Source organism: Streptosporangium pseudovulgare, from assembly GCF_014648055.1.
Lineage (GTDB): Bacteria > Actinomycetota > Actinomycetes > Streptosporangiales > Streptosporangiaceae > Streptosporangium > Streptosporangium pseudovulgare.
This window is the reverse complement of sequence record NZ_BMQJ01000004.1, coordinates 280,773-297,308: the sequence shown is the minus strand read 5'-3', so window position 1 is coordinate 297,308 and position 16,536 is coordinate 280,773. Positions and strand designations below refer to the sequence as shown.

23 protein-coding genes are annotated in these 16,536 nt (G+C 69.2%); 12 read left to right on the top strand and 11 right to left on the bottom strand.

Translation table 11 applies throughout. The annotated features are described in order from the left end of the window. Positions 1-104: 104 nt before the first annotated feature. The 3 genes from IEZ10_RS39880 to IEZ10_RS11145 all read left to right on the top strand — a co-directional run bounded on the left by IEZ10_RS39880 (position 105) and on the right by IEZ10_RS11145 (position 2,547). Complete coding sequence (locus IEZ10_RS39880) at positions 105-236, top strand: hypothetical protein (protein WP_268246297.1); 132 nt, start codon at positions 105-107, stop codon at positions 234-236. An 89-nt stretch (positions 237-325) separates the two neighbouring features. Next, positions 326-1,837 carry an aKG-HExxH-type peptide beta-hydroxylase gene (locus IEZ10_RS11150; RefSeq protein ID WP_189246410.1) on the top strand — a complete coding sequence of 504 codons (1,512 nt, stop codon included), beginning with the start codon at positions 326-328 and terminating at the stop codon, positions 1,835-1,837. Between the two features lie 353 nt (positions 1,838-2,190). Further along, entirely contained in the window at positions 2,191-2,547 is a 357-nt protein-coding gene (locus tag IEZ10_RS11145; RefSeq protein WP_189246409.1) for a helix-turn-helix domain-containing protein, read from the top strand. 27 nt (positions 2,548-2,574) lie between these two features. Here IEZ10_RS11145 and IEZ10_RS11140 read toward each other — a convergent pair whose 3' ends face one another. From IEZ10_RS11140 to IEZ10_RS11130, 3 genes are all read right to left on the bottom strand, one after another. Beyond that, on the bottom strand, positions 2,575-3,165 hold the full coding sequence (locus IEZ10_RS11140; protein WP_189246408.1) for a ClpP family protease: 591 nt from the start codon (positions 3,163-3,165) through the stop codon (positions 2,575-2,577). Further along, positions 3,162-3,788: a ClpP family protease gene (locus IEZ10_RS11135; RefSeq protein WP_189246407.1), complete on the bottom strand. Its 627-nt coding sequence runs from the start codon at positions 3,786-3,788 to the stop codon at positions 3,162-3,164. The genes IEZ10_RS11140 and IEZ10_RS11135 overlap by 4 nt, the downstream gene beginning before the upstream one ends. Before the next feature lie 287 nt (positions 3,789-4,075). Continuing rightward, positions 4,076-4,960: an NAD(P)-dependent oxidoreductase gene (locus IEZ10_RS11130; protein WP_189246406.1), complete on the bottom strand. Its 885-nt coding sequence runs from the start codon at positions 4,958-4,960 to the stop codon at positions 4,076-4,078. Positions 4,961-5,009: 49 nt separating this feature from the next. Between IEZ10_RS11130 and IEZ10_RS11125 the strand changes: the two genes are divergently transcribed. Continuing rightward, the gene (locus tag IEZ10_RS11125) at positions 5,010-5,417 is read left to right on the top strand and encodes a MerR family transcriptional regulator (RefSeq protein WP_189246405.1); all 408 of its coding nucleotides are present in this window, start codon (positions 5,010-5,012) and stop codon (positions 5,415-5,417) included. Positions 5,418-5,593: 176 nt separating this feature from the next. On the opposite strand, the gene IEZ10_RS11120 is transcribed toward IEZ10_RS11125, so the two are convergent. Then, positions 5,594-6,010 carry a VOC family protein gene (locus tag IEZ10_RS11120; RefSeq protein WP_189246404.1) on the bottom strand — a complete coding sequence of 139 codons (417 nt, stop codon included), beginning with the start codon at positions 6,008-6,010 and terminating at the stop codon, positions 5,594-5,596. Positions 6,011-6,089: 79 nt separating this feature from the next. Here IEZ10_RS11120 and IEZ10_RS11115 point away from each other — a divergent pair, with 79 nt between their 5' ends. After that, positions 6,090-6,668, top strand: coding sequence for a TetR/AcrR family transcriptional regulator (locus tag IEZ10_RS11115; RefSeq protein WP_189246403.1), 579 nt, complete (start codon positions 6,090-6,092; stop codon positions 6,666-6,668). Between the two features lie 402 nt (positions 6,669-7,070). Here the strand turns inward: IEZ10_RS11115 and IEZ10_RS11110 are convergent, their stop codons facing one another. From IEZ10_RS11110 to IEZ10_RS11100, 3 genes are read right to left on the bottom strand one after another with little or no spacing between them, the layout of a single operon-like run. Beyond that, on the bottom strand, positions 7,071-7,535 hold the full coding sequence (locus IEZ10_RS11110) for a DUF4267 domain-containing protein (protein WP_189246402.1): 465 nt from the start codon (positions 7,533-7,535) through the stop codon (positions 7,071-7,073). A 28-nt stretch (positions 7,536-7,563) separates the two neighbouring features. Beyond that, positions 7,564-8,052, bottom strand: a complete 489-nt coding sequence (locus IEZ10_RS11105) for a cupin domain-containing protein (RefSeq protein WP_189246401.1) — start codon at positions 8,050-8,052, stop codon at positions 7,564-7,566. Continuing rightward, positions 8,043-8,615 carry a TetR/AcrR family transcriptional regulator gene (locus tag IEZ10_RS11100; RefSeq protein WP_189246400.1) on the bottom strand — a complete coding sequence of 191 codons (573 nt, stop codon included), beginning with the start codon at positions 8,613-8,615 and terminating at the stop codon, positions 8,043-8,045. Before IEZ10_RS11100 ends, IEZ10_RS11105 begins: the two co-directional genes overlap by 10 nt. A 352-nt stretch (positions 8,616-8,967) precedes the next feature. Between IEZ10_RS11100 and IEZ10_RS38870 the strand changes: the two genes are divergently transcribed. Beyond that, positions 8,968-9,123 (top strand): S8 family serine peptidase, encoded by a 156-nt coding sequence (locus tag IEZ10_RS38870; RefSeq protein WP_229811148.1) that lies wholly within the window; start codon positions 8,968-8,970, stop codon positions 9,121-9,123. Between the two features lie 215 nt (positions 9,124-9,338). Here the strand turns inward: IEZ10_RS38870 and IEZ10_RS11090 are convergent, their stop codons facing one another. The 3 genes from IEZ10_RS11090 to IEZ10_RS11080 form a co-directional block, all read right to left on the bottom strand. Continuing rightward, positions 9,339-9,680, bottom strand: coding sequence for a YciI family protein (locus tag IEZ10_RS11090; RefSeq protein WP_189246399.1), 342 nt, complete (start codon positions 9,678-9,680; stop codon positions 9,339-9,341). Positions 9,681-10,243: 563 nt separating this feature from the next. After that, the gene (locus tag IEZ10_RS11085; protein ID WP_189246398.1) at positions 10,244-10,654 is read right to left on the bottom strand and encodes a VOC family protein; all 411 of its coding nucleotides are present in this window, start codon (positions 10,652-10,654) and stop codon (positions 10,244-10,246) included. A 37-nt stretch (positions 10,655-10,691) separates the two neighbouring features. Continuing rightward, complete coding sequence (locus tag IEZ10_RS11080) at positions 10,692-10,976, bottom strand: DUF7710 domain-containing protein (RefSeq protein WP_229811147.1); 285 nt, start codon at positions 10,974-10,976, stop codon at positions 10,692-10,694. A gap of 579 nt (positions 10,977-11,555) precedes the next feature. Between IEZ10_RS11080 and IEZ10_RS11075 the strand changes: the two genes are divergently transcribed. From IEZ10_RS11075 to IEZ10_RS11050, 6 genes are all read left to right on the top strand, one after another. Further along, positions 11,556-12,269, top strand: a complete 714-nt coding sequence (locus IEZ10_RS11075) for an ABC transporter ATP-binding protein (RefSeq protein WP_189246397.1) — start codon at positions 11,556-11,558, stop codon at positions 12,267-12,269. Further along, positions 12,266-12,955, top strand: coding sequence for an ABC transporter permease (locus IEZ10_RS11070; RefSeq protein ID WP_189246396.1), 690 nt, complete (start codon positions 12,266-12,268; stop codon positions 12,953-12,955). Before IEZ10_RS11075 ends, IEZ10_RS11070 begins: the two co-directional genes overlap by 4 nt. Before the next feature lie 4 nt (positions 12,956-12,959). Beyond that, the gene (locus tag IEZ10_RS11065) at positions 12,960-14,045 is read left to right on the top strand and encodes a sensor histidine kinase (protein WP_189246395.1); all 1,086 of its coding nucleotides are present in this window, start codon (positions 12,960-12,962) and stop codon (positions 14,043-14,045) included. Beyond that, a complete protein-coding gene (locus tag IEZ10_RS11060; protein ID WP_189246394.1) occupies positions 14,045-14,641 on the top strand; it encodes a response regulator in 597 nt (198 codons plus the stop codon). Before IEZ10_RS11065 ends, IEZ10_RS11060 begins: the two co-directional genes overlap by 1 nt. A 95-nt stretch (positions 14,642-14,736) precedes the next feature. Next, entirely contained in the window at positions 14,737-15,024 is a 288-nt protein-coding gene (locus tag IEZ10_RS11055; protein ID WP_229811146.1) for a hypothetical protein, read from the top strand. A gap of 353 nt (positions 15,025-15,377) precedes the next feature. Continuing rightward, positions 15,378-16,019 carry a site-specific integrase gene (locus IEZ10_RS11050; protein ID WP_189246552.1) on the top strand — a complete coding sequence of 214 codons (642 nt, stop codon included), beginning with the start codon at positions 15,378-15,380 and terminating at the stop codon, positions 16,017-16,019. On the opposite strand, the gene IEZ10_RS11045 is transcribed toward IEZ10_RS11050, so the two are convergent. Then, a complete protein-coding gene (locus IEZ10_RS11045) occupies positions 15,991-16,410 on the bottom strand; it encodes a DUF5959 family protein (protein ID WP_189246392.1) in 420 nt (139 codons plus the stop codon). The genes IEZ10_RS11050 and IEZ10_RS11045 overlap by 29 nt on opposite strands. Between the last annotated feature and the right edge of the window lie 126 nt (positions 16,411-16,536).

Below are 16,536 nucleotides of genomic sequence, written 5' to 3'. Positions count from 1 at the left end.
CATGAGGTTATGCGCCCGTTATGCGCCGGTGGGTGAACCTTGCCGAGTCGCACCGGGAAAACGGTGCGGCGACCGTGGTCCGTACCGACACCGACGGAGGAACCATGCCCACCCAGAACGTGACCCCGCCTGCCTTCTCCCTGAGGACCGACGGGCAGCCGACCGTGCTGACCGACTCCTCGCACGAGCGCGCCTGGTACCCCGCCTACGGGGCCCCGGCGTCGCCGCAGCAGTGACCGTCTGAGACGACTCGACCGGCGGCGGTACGGGCGTGCCCGTACCGCCGTCCCAGACACCCTGGCAAGCTGCGGAGGACGGCGGCACGTTGAACCTCACCGAACAGGCCGACCTGGCGTTGGCATCCGACCCCGAGTTCGGGGCCAGCACCGTCATCGAAGCCAAGAACATCGCCCGTTACCGCCTGGGACTGACCGTCCTGGCCGGACGCCTACCCGACGCCGCGCCGCTTTTCAAGCAGCTCGCCGAGCTGGACGACGCGGCGCTGCGCCCGATGATGTACGACCCCGTCCTGCGGAACGCCTTCGAGGACGACGTCGTCGCCCTGGAGAACGGGGCCGCCGAGCCCGGCTCGCTCGCGCACTACCTCGCCCTCGATCTGGGCGCCTTCTCCGAAGGCCGGGGCCCCTGCGAACGGTTGACCGCCCCCGCGGTCCTGCTGTCCCCCGACCGGAGCCCCGCGTGGGTGTGGACCGAGCTGCGGCCGGCCTCCCCCGCCGAACAGGTCGTGGCGGACCGGCTGGAGGAACTCCTCGCCGGGTCCCTCGCCGACGCCCGTGACGCCGGCAGGGTCGTCCCGGATGAGGACATGCTCGTGGCGCTCCATCGGGGCCGGGCGCTGCTGGCCGATCTCCTGCCCAACGCGGCCGCCGGGGTCCTCCCGCACATCTCGCTCGTGGGATTCGCGCGCGGCGAGATGACGGACGGTCCGTTCAACTCGCTCGCGGGTGGCGATCCGCTGCCGTCCGCCGTCCTCATGGCGCCGGAACAGCTCGGCGACCCGTGGATGACCGCGGAGATCCTGCTCCACGAGGGTCTGCATCTCAAGCTGTTCGACATCCTGCGGACGTGCTCCATGGTGCGCGACCCCGACCAGACGGTGCCCATCCCATGGCGGATCAGCTCATGGGCCCTGACCCGGGTGCTCTTCGCCCTGCACGTGTACGTCCACATGGTGCTCTTCCGCGCGGCGGCGGCCGATGCCCCGGCCGAGTTGCGCGACCGGTACGGCGAGCCGCCGAAGACCGAGGTCGTCGACGCGCCGACCGAGGGGAGCGAGGCGGCGGAGACCGGCGATTACCTCACCGGCCTGCAGCGCGCGCGATACCTCGGCCGGCAGGCGGCCGAGACGTACCGCGACCAGCTGACCCCCGAGGGCGGGCGGTTCGTGGACTGGCTGCTGGAGGCGCTGGACGCTCTCGCGCCGGGGACCGGATCCGCGGGCGGACCCGCGGTGGCCGCCGGGACGGGCGAGCCCGGAGGCGCGGCCGACACGGCGCTCCCGGAACCGGCTCGGCGCCCGGTGTCGGACGAGCCGGTCCCGGTCCCGGTCTCGGTCCCGGTCTCGGGATACCGGAAGGCGGAGCCGGTCTTCGCGTGCCCGATTCCCGAGCACCGGCAACTGCTCGCGTTCTCTCCGGAACCCCCGCGGTTCCGCTGGCTCAACGAGCACGCCTGGGCCATCTACGCCCTCTGCGACGGCGGGGACATCGACTCCATCCGGAGCCGGTACCGCGCGGCGACGGGGGACGTCACAGACGAACGCCTGGAGGCGGGCCTCGCGGCCCTGGTGTCCGCGGGACTCATCGTGCCCGCGTGAGGGCGCCGGCCCGGCGTTCCGGCGAAGTTCGAAGATAGAAGACGCGGACGCTCGGCTGTCTCCCAGCCGAGCGTCTCGCGTACGGGGCGGAGCGCCCCCGGGTGGCCGTTCGCCGCGCCCGTCTCCAGGACCACGAACGGCGGGCCGTTTCCGCGGCGATCGTCGAGGACGCGTGGTCGCACGGCAACGCGAGAGGCCGCTCCCGGCCTCTCGGGAACGGCCCCTGACCTGGGTCACGTCCAGACGGGTCGCGATCCTCACCGGCCCCGAGGGTCCGGACGGAGGAGGCGGGGACGGTTCCGCTCTGCGCGAAGCCGGCAGAACTCGAACGCGTCGCCTACCTATGGTGAGGTATGGCCTCCTCTGTCCCGCCGCTACGTCCGGCGACCGATCGGACCGCCCCCAAGCCGTCTCCGGCTCGCGAGCCGCTGTGGCGGCACGTGCTCGGTGAGCGTCTCAGAGGTCTTCGTCACGAGCGGGGCGAGAAGCTGAGCGAGACGGCGCGTCGCGCCGGCGTCTCGCCGCAGTATCTCTCCGAGATGGAACGAGGCGTCAAAGAGCCATCGAGCGAGATGATCGCCGCGGTCGCCGGCGCGCTGGACGTCACCCTGGTCGATCTGACCCTTGCCGTCGCAGAGAGCCTGCGGTCCGCTCAGAACAGCACGTCGAGGGGTGCCACCTGCTCGGCGGCGTACGCCCTGGCCGCTTGACGCGGCCAGCCGGGATCGTTCACGAGCCTATGAGCGCTCCTCGATGATCTGATCGAGGAGCCCGTACTCCAAGGCCGCGGTCGCGGTGAACACGCGATCGTGGTCGGTGTCGGCGCGCAGGGTCTCGACGGTCTGACCCGTGTGCCGTGACAGTATGCGCTCGATGTCCGCTCGGATACGTACGACCTCGTCGGCCTGCAAGATGAGATCGGGGATCGTTCCGCGCCCCTGAGCGGCCGGTTGGTGCAGGATCACTCGTGCGTGCGGGAGAGCGGCACGCTTTCCTTCGGCGCCCGCGGCGAGAAGGACGGCGCCCACCGCGATGGCCTGCCCGACGCAGGTCGTCTCAACCTGCGGGCGGATATAGCGCATGGTGTCATATATCGCGAGCATCGCGCTCGGGTCCCCGCCCTCACAGTTGATATAGAACTGTATGCCGGCCTCGGGGTTGTCGGACTCCAGAAAAATAAGCTGTGCGATGAGCGCGTTCGCGACGCCCGCGTCGATCGCGGTCCCCAGATAGACGATTCGCTCGGTGAGAAGGTGCGAGTAGACATCCATGATCCGCTCGCCACGCGGATTCTGGGCGATGACGTTGGGGATCGTGTACGTGCTCACTTACCGACTCCTTCGGTGACGCCGAATCCGGACCGCGGGCGGCTGCGTGGCGCTATTTCGTCGAAGCTCTGGACGATCGCGTCGATGAAGCCGTAGTCCAGTGCCTCCTGCGCCGTGTACCAGCGATCGTGCAGGGAGTCCTCGAATATGCGCTCCACGGGCTGACCCGTGTCCTCGGCGATGAGACCGAGCACCGTGTCGCGAGTGTGCCGGAGGTCGTCGGCCTGCAGCTCGATGTCGACCGCGGTGCCACCGATCCCGGCCGAGCCCTGGTGCATCAGGACACGTGCGTGCGGCAGGGCGCGGCGCTTCCCTCGGGTACCCGATGACAGCAGGAACTGCCCGGCGCTGTATGCGATACCCATTGCGAGGGTCGACACGTCGCAGGGAATGAGCCGCATGATGTCACGGATCGCAAGCATCGATGGAACCGAGCCGCCCGGGGAATGAATCCACAATGCGATATCGGCCGACGCGTCCTGCGTGGCGAGCGCTATCAGTTGCGTGGCGAGCAACGTCCCGTTGTCGTCATCGAGAGGACCGTCGAGAACGAGAACACGCTCTTCGTAAAGCTGACGTCTCACCCGCGCGTCGAAAAGTGGAAGTTTCGATTCTTCGCCCATGCGTCCATCATGTGGGGCGTTCCGGATCGACGTCGACGCGATCCGCCTGCGGCAGATCTGCTCTGAGCAGCGCGAAAGCGTCGAAGGCCCGGCTTCGTGAGCTGTCGAAGTCCCGGCCCCAGGAGCTGGAGCCGGGCCTTCCGCCCTGCGGGGTGTTCACGGGCGGGGGCGAGCCGGGGTGGGCCGGTGCCCTGGGAGATCGCCTCCCGGGGTGGAGATGATCGCTTCCCACGGACCGCACGGAGTCGGCTTCACCGAGACCGCTGAGAACCCGGCGCCGGGGCTGGTCAGTTCTTACGGGGTCTGCTGAATTCCTCGATCAGCACCGGATACTGCTCCCCACCGTGTCCGGCGGCGATCGAGCGGTCGGCCATCGACTTGAACAGCTTTGGCAGTTCGGTGTTGACACCCACCGTCTCGCTCTCCTCGATCAGGTGTGCCATCGCCCGCGCGTCGGTCTCCAGGGCCGACACCTCGGCCGGGAAGGAGCCGCTGTCGATCTGCTCGGCGTACCCGGGCAGCCATTCGGCAACAGTGGCAGCGATCTGCCGCGCGAACGGCGCATACGTCGCGGCGTCGACCCCGGCCGTCCTGAGCAGGGCGGTGCCCTGGAGCCAGGCGTTCAGGACGCTCCACATCATGGCGAGGCCGGCCACGTCGTACAGGGACGCCAGCCCCTGGTCCGCACCGAGGTAGGTGACGGTGCCAAGCGCGTCGAGCGTCGACCTGTGCGCCTCGAAGTCCGGCCGCGGCCCGCTGTGCAGAATCACCGCCTCGGCGGTCCCGATCGCCGATGGGATGGCCATTATGGCGCCGTCCAGGTAGTGGGCGCCGCGTTGCCCGGCCCATTGTGCGGCTTCCCTGGCCTGGGTCGAGTCGCCCGAGGTCAGGTTGATCAACGTCTTGCCGTCCAGCTCGCCGTCGCTCGCGCCGAGCAGCTCGTACACGGCCTGGTAGTCGGTGACGCAGATGATCGTCAGGGAACCCGCCCCGAGCGCGTCGGCAACCGTCGGCGCCAGCCGTGCGCCCTCGGCCACCAGCTGGTCGGCCTTGGAGGTCGTGCGGTTCCACACGGTCGTGGGATGCCCGGCTCTCAGGAACGCGCCGGCGAGCGCCCGGCCCATCAGCCCGAGTCCGATGACCGTCACGGGTGTGTCGGTTCTGCTGTTCATGGCAGCATCGTCAACGTTGATACCGGTGTGAAGGTCAAGTGAGGTCTCGATGCTGATCGGGGAACTGAGTCGCCGGACGGGCGTGAACACCCATCAGTTGCGCTACTACGAAGCCCAGGGGCTGCTGGAGGCGGACCGCGGCGCGAACGGTTACCGCGAGTACGACGAGAACGCCGTACTGCGGGTGAAGCAGATCCGGCACCTGCTCGGTGCGGGCCTGTCCTCCGAGGACATCGCGTACCTGCTGCCCTGCGCGGCCGGAGAAGCCCCGGAGCTACTCGGATGTCCCGAGTTGCTGGCCGCGATGCGGTCACGGTTGCGGCGACTGGACGATCAGATGGACAGGCTCGCCCGATCCCGCGACGCCCTCGCCGACTACATCGACGCGGCCGAACGGATGGCCGGCGAGAGCTATCCCCCCTTTGAAGCCGTCGGCCAGGAGCCCGTCCCCGCCTGAGCCATCCGCTGGGTTTCCGGCCAGGAACCCAGGGTCACCTTCCGGACCCGTTCGAAGGATCTTCCAGGTGGCAATGGCAAAAGGTCCGGCTCCATGACCTGGAACCGGGCCCTCCGTCCTGCTCGGCCTCGCCCCCGCGGCGGTCGGCCCGGCCCGGCCCAGGAAGTGATCATCCCCTAGCCCGCCCTGAACTGCTCCGCGTACTCGGCGGACGGCTCGATCGGCGTGATCACGTCGATCAGCACCCCGCTCGGATCGGCGACGATGAAGTGCCGCTGCCCGAAGCCCTCGCTACGCAGCTCCAGCTCGGGCCGCAGGCCGTGCCGTACGACCAGCCGCTCCCACTCCGCGTCGACGTCCTCCACCTCGAAATCGAGCAGCAGCCCCCGCACCGGCGCCCGGTACGCCTCGGGCAGCGTCGGGTGCTCGTGGTCGAGCAGGGCCAGCTCGTACGGCCGCGCGCCGGGCCGCCGCAGGCTCACGTACCAGTCCGCCTCGAAGGTCGGCTCGAAGCCGAACAGGCCGACGTAGAAGTCCCGGCTCTCGGCCAGGCGCTTGGTGCAGACGACCGGATAGAAGCTGGTCAGAATCATGGCGAACCCTTTTCGCATACCGTTGGTATGCGAAAGCTATTTGGCGTACCATCGGTATGTCAACAGCCCGAGGAGCGACATGAGCAGAGCCGAGCAACGCGAACAGACCAGACGCGCACTGCTGCGGGAGAGCAGGCGGCTGTTCGCGGCCGAGGGCTACGGCGCCGTGGGCCTGTCCCAGATCGTCAACGCCGTCGGCGTCACCAAGGGCGCCCTCTACCACCACTTCGATGACAAGATGGCGCTGTTCCGAGCCGTCCTCGCGCAGGTGCAGGACGAGGTCGGCCGGCGCGTGGCCACGACCGCCGACGCCGAGCCGGATCCCTGGGACCAGTTCGTCGCCGGATGCCACGCCTTCCTCACCGCGAGCGCCGACCCGGACATCCAGCGGATCATGCTGATCGACGGCCCCGCCGTACTCGGCTGGAACGAGTGGCGCGCGTTCGACGAAGCCGCCTCAGCCCGCCACCTCACCGACGCGCTGACCCGCCTGATCGAGGCCGGCGTCATCGCCAGGCAACCGATCGCCCCCCTGACCCACCTGCTCTCCGGCGCCATGAACGAGGCCGCCCTGTGGCTCGCCACCTCGACCGACCCCGGCGCCCTCGCCGACACCAAGGCCGCCCTCACCCGCATATTGGAGTCCCTGCGCACCTGACCGGCGGTCCAGCCGGCGAGAACGCCCCGCCCTTCGGACGGGAGAGACGAGATTCACGTCCTCGTACGGGATGACCAGCGGAACCGGCCCCGTGACGCGCCCGCGGACGGCCGAACACCGCCCGTCCCCCTCCCCACGCCGTCGCACGCGCTCGGACAAGCCCTCCAACGACCCCACCGACCCGGAAAACGACGGAATCCCATTCGATCAAGTCGATCGGACAGGATCTCGTCAACCGACCACCAGCCGTCTCGGGAACGGCCCCGACCGGGGTGTTCACGGGTGTGTACGGCCTGGCCGGACATGTCTTCGCAGAAGACCGCTTTCCGGCAGGAGGGTGATCTCTTCCCGGCTCCTGATGGAATCCGGGCAGATCACCGGCCCGTCGCAAAACCTGCGGGGCTATGCGAGGCGCGCGGAGGGCTGGGCCTGGGTCTGGGTCTGGGTCTGGGTCTGGATCTGAGTCTGGGGCCGGGAACCGCTGAGCAGCAGGCCACCGGCGACCATGACCGCCAAGGCGGTGGCGCCGTGCACACCGAAGGCGGTGGCGGGCGCCCCATCGGAGAACAGCACGATGAACATGTCGCCGATCGGGGTGAGCGCGATGGCCAGCATGACCCATCCCAGGACACGGCGGTTCCCTGCCAGAGCGACCGCGACGATCACCAGGCCGGACACGACATCCCGGACCCCCTTGACGGCGAGGAATCCCGCGCCCTCACCGTGCGGCCAGGTCGGCAGGCCGAAATCGGGCGCCATGGACTGGGGAGCCAGCAGATAGCTCACCCCGACGTAGCCGATGAAGAGGGCACCGATGACAGAGAGGATGGTGCCGATCGTGACACGGGACGGCAGCTTCGCGGACATGAAAGGTCTCCTTCAGCACGGGTGGGGGTCAGGACGCCTGGCGATCGCGGGTCCAGGCGGGGCTGTCGAGGAAGTGGTTGTCGTAGAGCTCCTGGGAGGCCAGCAGTTCCTCGAGCGTGGCCTCGCCCCGGCGGAGGCGGTCGAGCAGGCGGAAGTACTCGAAGCGCTGGATCCCGGGGGCGACGACGATGAGAAGGTCGGCGGTGTGGCCGGGGGCGGCGGCGAACGCGTGGGGTGTCAGCGGGGGCACGGCCGCAACGTCGCCCCGTTCCAGCGTCACGATCTGCTCGCCCGACAGGATGCGGGCCTTGCCCTCCAGAATGTAGAAAAATTCGGTGGAGGTGGCGTGGTGGTGGGGCACGGCGCCATCCGCGCCTTCGGCGAGCGTCATCCGGATGGTGCTCAGCGCGCCGCCGGTGTCGCTGGAGTCGATCAGCAGCCGTCCGGTCGCCGCGGGCGAGATGATGGTCTCGGCGTCGACTTCGCGGACGACGGCGGTTTCCACGATCAGTGACATGTCAGGTTCCCTTCGAGCGCGGAGGACACGAGCCGTTCTGCGTAGGCCCGGTCGACCGGCGCGCCTGTGATCATTACTCGGTAGTAGAGGGCGCCGGCCATCTGGTCGAACAGCGCCTCGGCGTCGAGGTCCGCGCGCAGCTCGCCGCGCACGCGCGCCCGCTCGATCAGGGCTAGCGCGAGGGCGTTGCGCTCGGCGTACTGCTCGCGGGTCAGCCGGCCGATGTCCTCGTGCCTGGCCGCGGCGGCCACGAGCTCGCCGACCGCTCCGGCGGAGGGGCCCTGGCGGTGCCCGGCCGCGCGCATGCGGTTGAGCCCGGCGGCGATCTTCTCCAGATAGTTGACGAGGTCGGCCCGGATGTCGCCGGTGTCGGTGATCTCGTCATCGGCTTGCAGTCGCGCCACCACCGCGACGGCCAGGTGGTCCTTGGTCGGCCAGCGGCGGTACAGCGTGGTCTTGGCCACTCCCGCCTGCTCGGCCACCTCGTCGATGGACAGACCGGTGTAGCCGCGCTCGAGTATCAGGGCGGCGGCGATCCGCAGCACCCGCTCGTCAACCTCCATGTCACGCGGCCGTCCCCGAGGCACCATGCCGACCTCCCCATTACGAAACTCAGGTAGCGAAAAAGAAGCTACTCCTCACCCCGGGATTGCGCAACTACAGTTTCGTAATTGGTGGAGCGGCCATGGGGACGGCAAGGGCCCGCACCGCTCGATCGGCATGCCGACAGGTCCTGCGACGCGGAAGACTCCGAGGTGACGCGGGAGGTCACCCGGTCCTACGGCGTGGAAGACTCCAGGATGACGCGGGAGGCCACCCGGCTCTGCCGCGCGGAAGGTTCCAGGACGACGGGGAAGGCCACCCGGCCTCGACCCGCTGGAGGAGACCGTCCGGACGCTGACCGAGCGGTACGGCGTGCTCTTCGTGGTGGCGGCGGGCAACTACGGCGAGCAGGGCACCGTCGCCTCCCCTGCCACCGCCGCCGCGGCGCTCGCCGTCGGCGCGGTGGACGGTGCCGATCAACTCGCCCGCTTCTCCAGCCAGGGTCCGCGGACAAGCGACGGGGGCTGAAGCCCGACATCACCGCGCCGGGTGTCGCCACCATGGCGGCGCGGAGCAAGGTCCTCGCCGGCGAGGACCCGTACACCGAGATGATCGGCATCCGACGGGCGCCCACCCGATGAATCCGGCGGCATCCCCGGGTCGTCCGCGGAACATGAACGGCGCTGGGGCGAAGAGGGGATCCGGCCGAGGCGGAATGCGATTCCCAGCGAGGTCGAGGCCCGTCAGCCGGCGGGATCGTACTGGAACGCGCGGACCTCCTGCGCGCATCGGCACGCGACCGCGATCTTCGCGGCCCACTCCAGTGCCGCCTCGCGGGACGGCAGCTCCAGAACCGCGTAGCCGCCTTCGAGCTGCTGCGTCTGCGGGTATGTTCCCTCGGTCACGGTCCCATCCCCATCCACCATGACAGGCGGAACGCTTTCGTCGATGCCACCGCCGAACACCCAGACGCCGGCGTCCTTCGCCTCCTGCACCACAGCGTGCGACGCATCCGAAACCGCCTGCAGATCCTCGTCGGGAAAGACCATGGCGCCGCTCGGGAACGAGATCAGGTACTTCGTCATCGCGTCGGCTCCTTCTTCGCGCTTCCGGGATCGCACCCATCCTCGCCGACGCCGGCGCACCACGCATGAGGCAAAAGACGGAGACGGTCTACCGCAGGCGATCCCACCCGATGCTCCTGGAAGGGGCCGAGGCGATGGACGAACTCTTTCCCGGCTCCTAGCTCAGCACTCTGACGTAGACCCATGCCCGGCGAGAGCGTCCACCTCGCCGGATGTCTCTTTCTGACAAGAAAACAGCGAGCGTCGCCGGAGGTGCCTCGGACAACATGATTTCGGAGCAGAAATGCCGGGTGGAGGGCGGTTACGCAGGCGTCCATGAGGGGACCCAGGTCGTCATCACCGACCCCTTCCCGGAAGACCATCGCTTTGGGTGCCCTGCAGGCCGGCGAACCGTACAGGATCAACGAGCACAACAGGAGGTGCGTCTTCCCGTTCTCGGTGCGGGGCCCCGGGTGGGCACCGGTTCCACGGCATCGAGGTGTCACAGCACGGGCGGCTGCGGTACACCGCCGAACAGGTGGTCCGAGGAGTGCGACTGACACTCGGACAGACGAGTAAGCCCTCTAGTCGCGCTTGGGCCAGATCGGGCCCTGGTCGGTCCAGATGACGCCCTTGTTGCGGCACAGGCAGAAGGGATGGCCGATCGGGTCGGTGTAGACCCGCCAGCCGTAGCCTTCGGGGCCGATGAAGTCCTGCTGCAGCGTCGCACCGAGGTCGAGGACGCGGCGCTGCTCGGACTCGATCTCGTCCACTTCGAAGTCGAGGTGGAACTGCTTGGGGTGCTCACCGTCGGGCCACTGCGGAGCGCGGTAGTCGTCCACCCGGATGAAGGCCAGCTCGACCTCGCCGAACTTGATGCCGGCCCAGTCCTCGTGGCTGCCTTCCTTGATCGGACGGCCCGTCACCTCAGAGTAGAAGGCCGCCAGCTTCATCGTGTCCGGGCAGTCGATGATGAAATCGGTGAGTCGCAGCATCCCGAGATCCTGTCACAAGATCTTTGATGCAGGCGCTTCAGTCCGGGTCACCCTCGGCGTAGTGGAAGTGCTCCTGGCACGCGGTCGTGAAGCGCCCGACGAACGAGGGGGTCTGCTGATGGGCGGCGCGGGGCTGGAAGTGGCCGTGCTCGATCGCCCAGTCGTAGACACCTGTGTCGAGGGGGTATTCCGTGAGCATCCCCGTCAGCTTGCCGGCCTTGATCCAAGACTCTGCGCGCTCTCGCGTCCGGAACACGCCTGACGGCCACTGGGCGTCCTCGCCCAGGAAGACCCACACGGTCACGGGACTGGAATCGCTCACCGCTGAGACACCTCGTCACTGGACTCCGCGAAACCCGGAGGGGCACGACCCCCGTGGATGGACCGTAGTCACTCGGTTGGTCACCCGGCAACGCAGAAGGCCGCTCCCGGTCTCTCGGAAACGGCCTCTGGCCTGGGCGGGGTGTTCACGAGTCGCTTTCACCGGGTGCTCCAAGGGTGCCTGGGTGATCGCTTCCCGACTGCAAGAGGATCGCTTCCCGAAGAGCTCACCCCCGCCCTACCGGGTGGTCGCGGTCTCGCCCTCCTCTCTGGCGGTCTGGGAGCCGGAGGGCCGCTGGTTCTGTTCAGCCGGAGAACCGTCTCCGCGGATCCGCCGCACCGATGGCACCGGCAAGGTCGCGAATGTGATGAGTACGGCCGGCGCCGCGGTGGCGCCGAGGACGGCCCGGGTGCCGAACACGGCCGCGGCGGGCCCGGCCGGCCCCATGCCCGGTGGCGCCGCCACCGGAGCACCGAGCATGGCCACGGAGCTTGCCCGCGCGACCATCCTCCGAACGGGGGATGCCGGACGACGTGATGGATGATGCCGTACGGCTCGCCCCCGCACGAACCTTGAGGCATGGAAGCCATCGAGGTGACGGACCTGCGCAAGACGTACGGAGACACACGGGCCGTGGACGGGGTGACGTTCACGGTCAGGGCCGGTGAGACGTTCGGGATCGTCGGCCACAACGGTGCGGGCAAGACCACGACCGTCGAGTGCCTGATCGGGCTCAGGCGACCCGACGCGGGCGCGGTGCGGGTGCTCGGCGAGGACCCCGCGCGCCGGCGGCGGGCCCTGGCCCAGCGCATCGGCGCGCAACTGCAGGAGAGCTCTCTGCCCGAGCGGATCAAGGTCGCCGAGGCGCTGCGCATGTTCGGCTCCTTCTATCGCGACGCGGCGGACTGGCGGCAGCTGATGGAGCGCTGGGGTCTCCAGCCTCTGGCAAGGAAGGCGTTCGGCGACCTGTCCGGCGGGCAGAAGCAGCGGCTGATGCTCGCGCTCGCCCTCGTCGGCGCCCCCGAGGTGGTCGTGCTGGACGAGCTGACCACGGGCCTGGACCCGATCGCGCGCCGCGAGACCTGGCGGCTGGTCAACGACCTGAAGATGACGGGCACCACCGTCGTGCTGGTCAGCCACTACTTCGACGAGACCGAAGCGCTCTGTGACAGGGTCGCCGTCCTCGCCCGCGGCCGCGTGCGGGCCATGGGCACGCCGGGTGACATCGTCGCTCAGACCGGGACCGCCTCGCTGGAAGAGGCCTACTTCGCGCTGGAGGGAGCAGACCGATGAAGGCGTTCACCGCTCTGACGGCCACCGAGCTCAGGCTGCTGCTCCGCGATCCCGCCTCACTGTTCTTCATGATCGCCTTTCCGCTCATGCTGCTGGTGCTCAAGCGCGGCGACGGCGACGCGGTCCCCGGGTATCTCGCGATGATCGTCGCCATCGGCGGGATGGGCGCGCTGCCGGGCATCGTGGCCTCCTACCGGGAGCGCAAGGTGCTCAAGCGGCTGGCCACCACGCCGATCTCCCCCGTCCTGCTGCTCGGCGCCCAACTGGTGGCGCAGGTCGCCGCGGGCCTGGCGGGCTCGGTGCTCCTGGTGGCCACGGCGATCGCGGCGTTCGGCGCGCAGGCGCCCGGCAACGTCCCCGTGCTGGCCGCCGCCTTCCTGCTCTGCTCGGTCATGGCCTGCTCGCTCGGCTTCGTGATAGCCGCCGTCGTGCGCAACACCAGGGGCGCGAGCCTGATCGGCATGCTGGTCATGTTCCCGATGATCTTCCTGTCCGGCGCGGCCGTACCCAGGAAGGCCCTGCCCGACGCGCTGCGCCGGATCGGCGACTTCCTGCCCCTGACCCCCGGCGTGGACGCCCTTCGCGTCGCCTGGTCCGGCACCGCCGCGGTCTTCCCCCTGCTGATCCTCGCCGGGATAATCGTGGTGGCCACGGCCGTCGCCGCCACGCTGTTCCGATGGGAGTGAGGGCGTGAACATCTGGGAGGCGCGCTGGTTGCGCGCCTTCCACGTGCTCTATTACGCCTGCCTGGCGCTCGGACTGGTCCTCTCGTTCGGCGAGGACGCGGCCCCCGACCCGCTGACCCTGGGGATCGTCGCGCTGCTGGCCGGCTGGCACGGCTTCTTCGTCGTACGGCGGCCGCGGCTGCTCGGGCGGCTCAGCCCGATGGCGATACACCTGGCGGTCATCTGCGCGCTCTACATCGCGCTGGTGACGCGGAATCGGTCCTTCGACGTGGTGATCTTCGGGCTGATGCCCCAGCCGTACCTGATGCTGGCCACCCCCTGGTCCTACGTGGGGGCGGTGGCGACGGTCCTCAGCACGTTCGCGGCCAGGGGTTACCTGGACGAGCCCAACTCCGTCTGGCGGCTCATCGGCAGCTCGGGTCTGGTGGTGGCGATCGGACTGTTCGTGGACTACGTGTCCAGGCAGAGCGCGCAGAACAGGACGGTCGGCGTGCTGGAGGAGCGGGCGAGGCTGGCCAGGGAGATCCACGACACCCTCGCGCAGGGGCTGAGCGGGATCATCACCCAACTGGAGGCGGCCGAGCAGGCGATGCCCGATCTGCCCGCCGCGCAGAAGAGGATCGCACTGGCCAAGGACCTCGCGCGCGACAACCTGCGGGAGGCGCGGCGCTCGGTCGACGCGCTGCGGCCTGGCCCGCTCGCCGACGCGCGGCTCGACGCGGCGCTCACCGAGGTGGCCGGGCGGTGGTCGCGGACGTCGGGGGTGACGGCGACCGTGTCGGTGGAGGGCACGCCCCGGCCGCTGTCCGGCGAGGTGGGAACAACGCTGGTGCGGGCGGTGCAGGAAGGGCTGTCGAACGCGGCGAAACACGCCCGGGCGGGCAGGGTGGCGATCACGCTGACCTATATGGACGACGAGGTGACGCTCGACGTGTTCGACGACGGGGTGGGCTTCGACCCGGCCGTACGGAGCGCGGGTTACGGGCTGGCGGCCATGCGTGAGCGGGCCGGCAGCGTGGGTGGCACACTGACGGTGGAGTCGGCACCGGGAGAAGGGACGGCGCTGTGCCTGCGCATCCCCTCAGACTGATGATCGTCGATGACCACCCGGTGGTCCGCGACGGACTGCGCGGCATGTTCGACCACGTGGCGGACATCGAGGTCGTGGCGGAGGCGTCCGACGGGTTCGAGGCGTTGGTCATGGCCAGGCGGGCGCGGCCGCACGTGGTGCTGATGGACCTGCGCATGCCCGGCCTCGACGGTGTCGGCGCGATCCAGCGGCTCCGCATGGACCACCCGGAGATCAAAGTGATCGTGCTGACGACGTACGACACGGACGCCGACGTGACGCGGGCCATGGCCGCCGGAGTGGCGGGCTACCTGCTGAAGGACGCGCCGCGGGAGGACCTGCACCGGGCGGTCCGTACGGCCGCCGCTGGCGGCGCCGTCCTGGCCCCGTCGATCGCGTCCGCGCTCATCGGCAAGCCCCCGGTCCAGGAGCCGAGCCCGCGCGAACTGGAGGTGCTGCGCCTGGTGGCGCGGGGCTCGGCGAACAAGGAGATCGCCCGGGCCCTGCTCATCAGCGAGACGACGGTGAAGACGCATCTGAAACACGTCTTCGCCAAGCTCGGCGTCGACAGCAGGGCCGCGGCGGTCGTCGTGGCCATGGGGCGAGGGCTCATCTAGTACTCCGGTGACGCTTCGGGATCATGGTTGGGATCTGCGCTGGTGGTGGCAGCGTCCGGCGGTGGCTTGATGCCGTCGGAGTGCAGGCGCCGCCGGTGTCCGGCAGCGCCTGCACGAGGGCCCCTGGACCGGCCGCGCGCGGCCGACCCCGGCAGCGGCCCGAGGTCGTGCTCGCCGATCGCGGCCACGACCACGACACGTACCGCCACCTGGTCCGGCAACTGCAGGTACGGCCGCTGATCACCCGCCGTGGCACCGGGCGCGGCTCCGGCCCAGGAGAACAGCGCTGGGTCGTCGAGCAGACCCTCGCTCTCTTGCAGACCTGCTGGGACGAGCAGGGCGCCGCCGATATCAGGCCCTCGGCGGCATCCGAGGTCGCGTGAGCACCCTCCAGGTTCCAACCGACGGTGGCTCGCGCGCTCCCGAGAGCAACTCGAATGGGGGCCTTTGGGGAGGCGTCGAGCCTGGATTTCGCCTGCCCTGCGATCGGCAGGGCAGGGGAAGGATCGACGATGCCCTCACCAGGGCGAGGATCCGGCGCGGGTCAGCTTTCACCAGTCCCGGTGGGCGAAGCGGGCCACAGCCGGACGGCCAGGCCGGCCTCCGGTTGGGCGATGGCGGCCACATTCTCACCTGGTCGGCCACCGCAATACCACCGTCACTGAGACCGTATATCGAAAGCAGCTCCGGCCCGCGATGCTGGAGGGGGCAGAGGTGATGGGTCCCGTCGAAGTCGCTGACCCTCGACCAGGCGGAAGCCGTGCTCAAGGCGTCCGAGGGTACGGCGCTGCACGCCTACATCGTGCTGCCGCTGCTGCTCGGGGCGCGGACGGAGGAGCTGCGGGCGCTCACCTGGCCCCACGTCGACCTCGACGGCACCCCGCCGTCCATCATGGTCTGGCGCTCGGTCCGGGAGGGCGGCGACACCAAGACCCGCAGGTCCCGACGCACACTGGCCATGCCGAGACGGTGCGTGGACGCACTCAAGCTCCACCGTGAGCGCCAGGACGTGGCTCGCAAGGCGGCGGGCGCGAGCCGGCAGGACAACGGCCTCGTGTTCGCGTCCAAGGTCGGCACGGAGCTGGACTCCCACAACGTCCGCCGTTCGTTCCGGGACGTCCTCAAGAAGGCCGGCCTCAACACCCAGGAGTGGACACCCCGCGAGATGCGCCACGGCTTCGTCTCACTGCTGTCGGACTCCGGCATGCCCATCGAGACCATCTCGCGCCTGGTCGGCCACCGCAGCACCGACGTCACAGAGACCGTCTACCGGAAGCAACTCCGGCCGACTCTGTTGGAGGGAGCCCAAGCGATGGACCATCTGTTCCCAGAGCGACGGGAAAATCACCTCACCCTTGACCAAGCCACATCTGTCTGACGTGTCGCAGCCTGGAGCGCTGATTCTCGATCCATCCAGGCTCCAGGCGTACGAGCAACCGGACCCACACGAGCGATGCAGGATGATCCTTGACCCATACCTCAGCCCCGCCGTACGACTGGCACAACCGGATCTCAATCTCGGGAGCCCGTCCGTCGTCCATCCAACACACGTCGCGTCCGGCAGCGAGTTCATCGAGCGCTACTACCCACTGATCGAGATCATCAGGAAGCAGGTAGGTACCGAGCTCGCCCCTCATGAACTCGCTGGCAACCAGGATCCGTGCATCGAGGACATCTTCGGACGGCGCTGATTGCCCCTTCACCTGCACGACAACATGGGCCTCGTCGTCCCCGAGGCGGACTAGCTCAAGGGACGCGAACTCACCCATGGGCGATCACCTTAGCAAGGCATAGTCACCCAGAAAATCGAAAAGGCCGGTCCCGACTTCGGAACCGGCCTTCGACCTTGTGGAGATGAGGGGATTCGAACCCCTGACCCCTTCGATGCGAACACT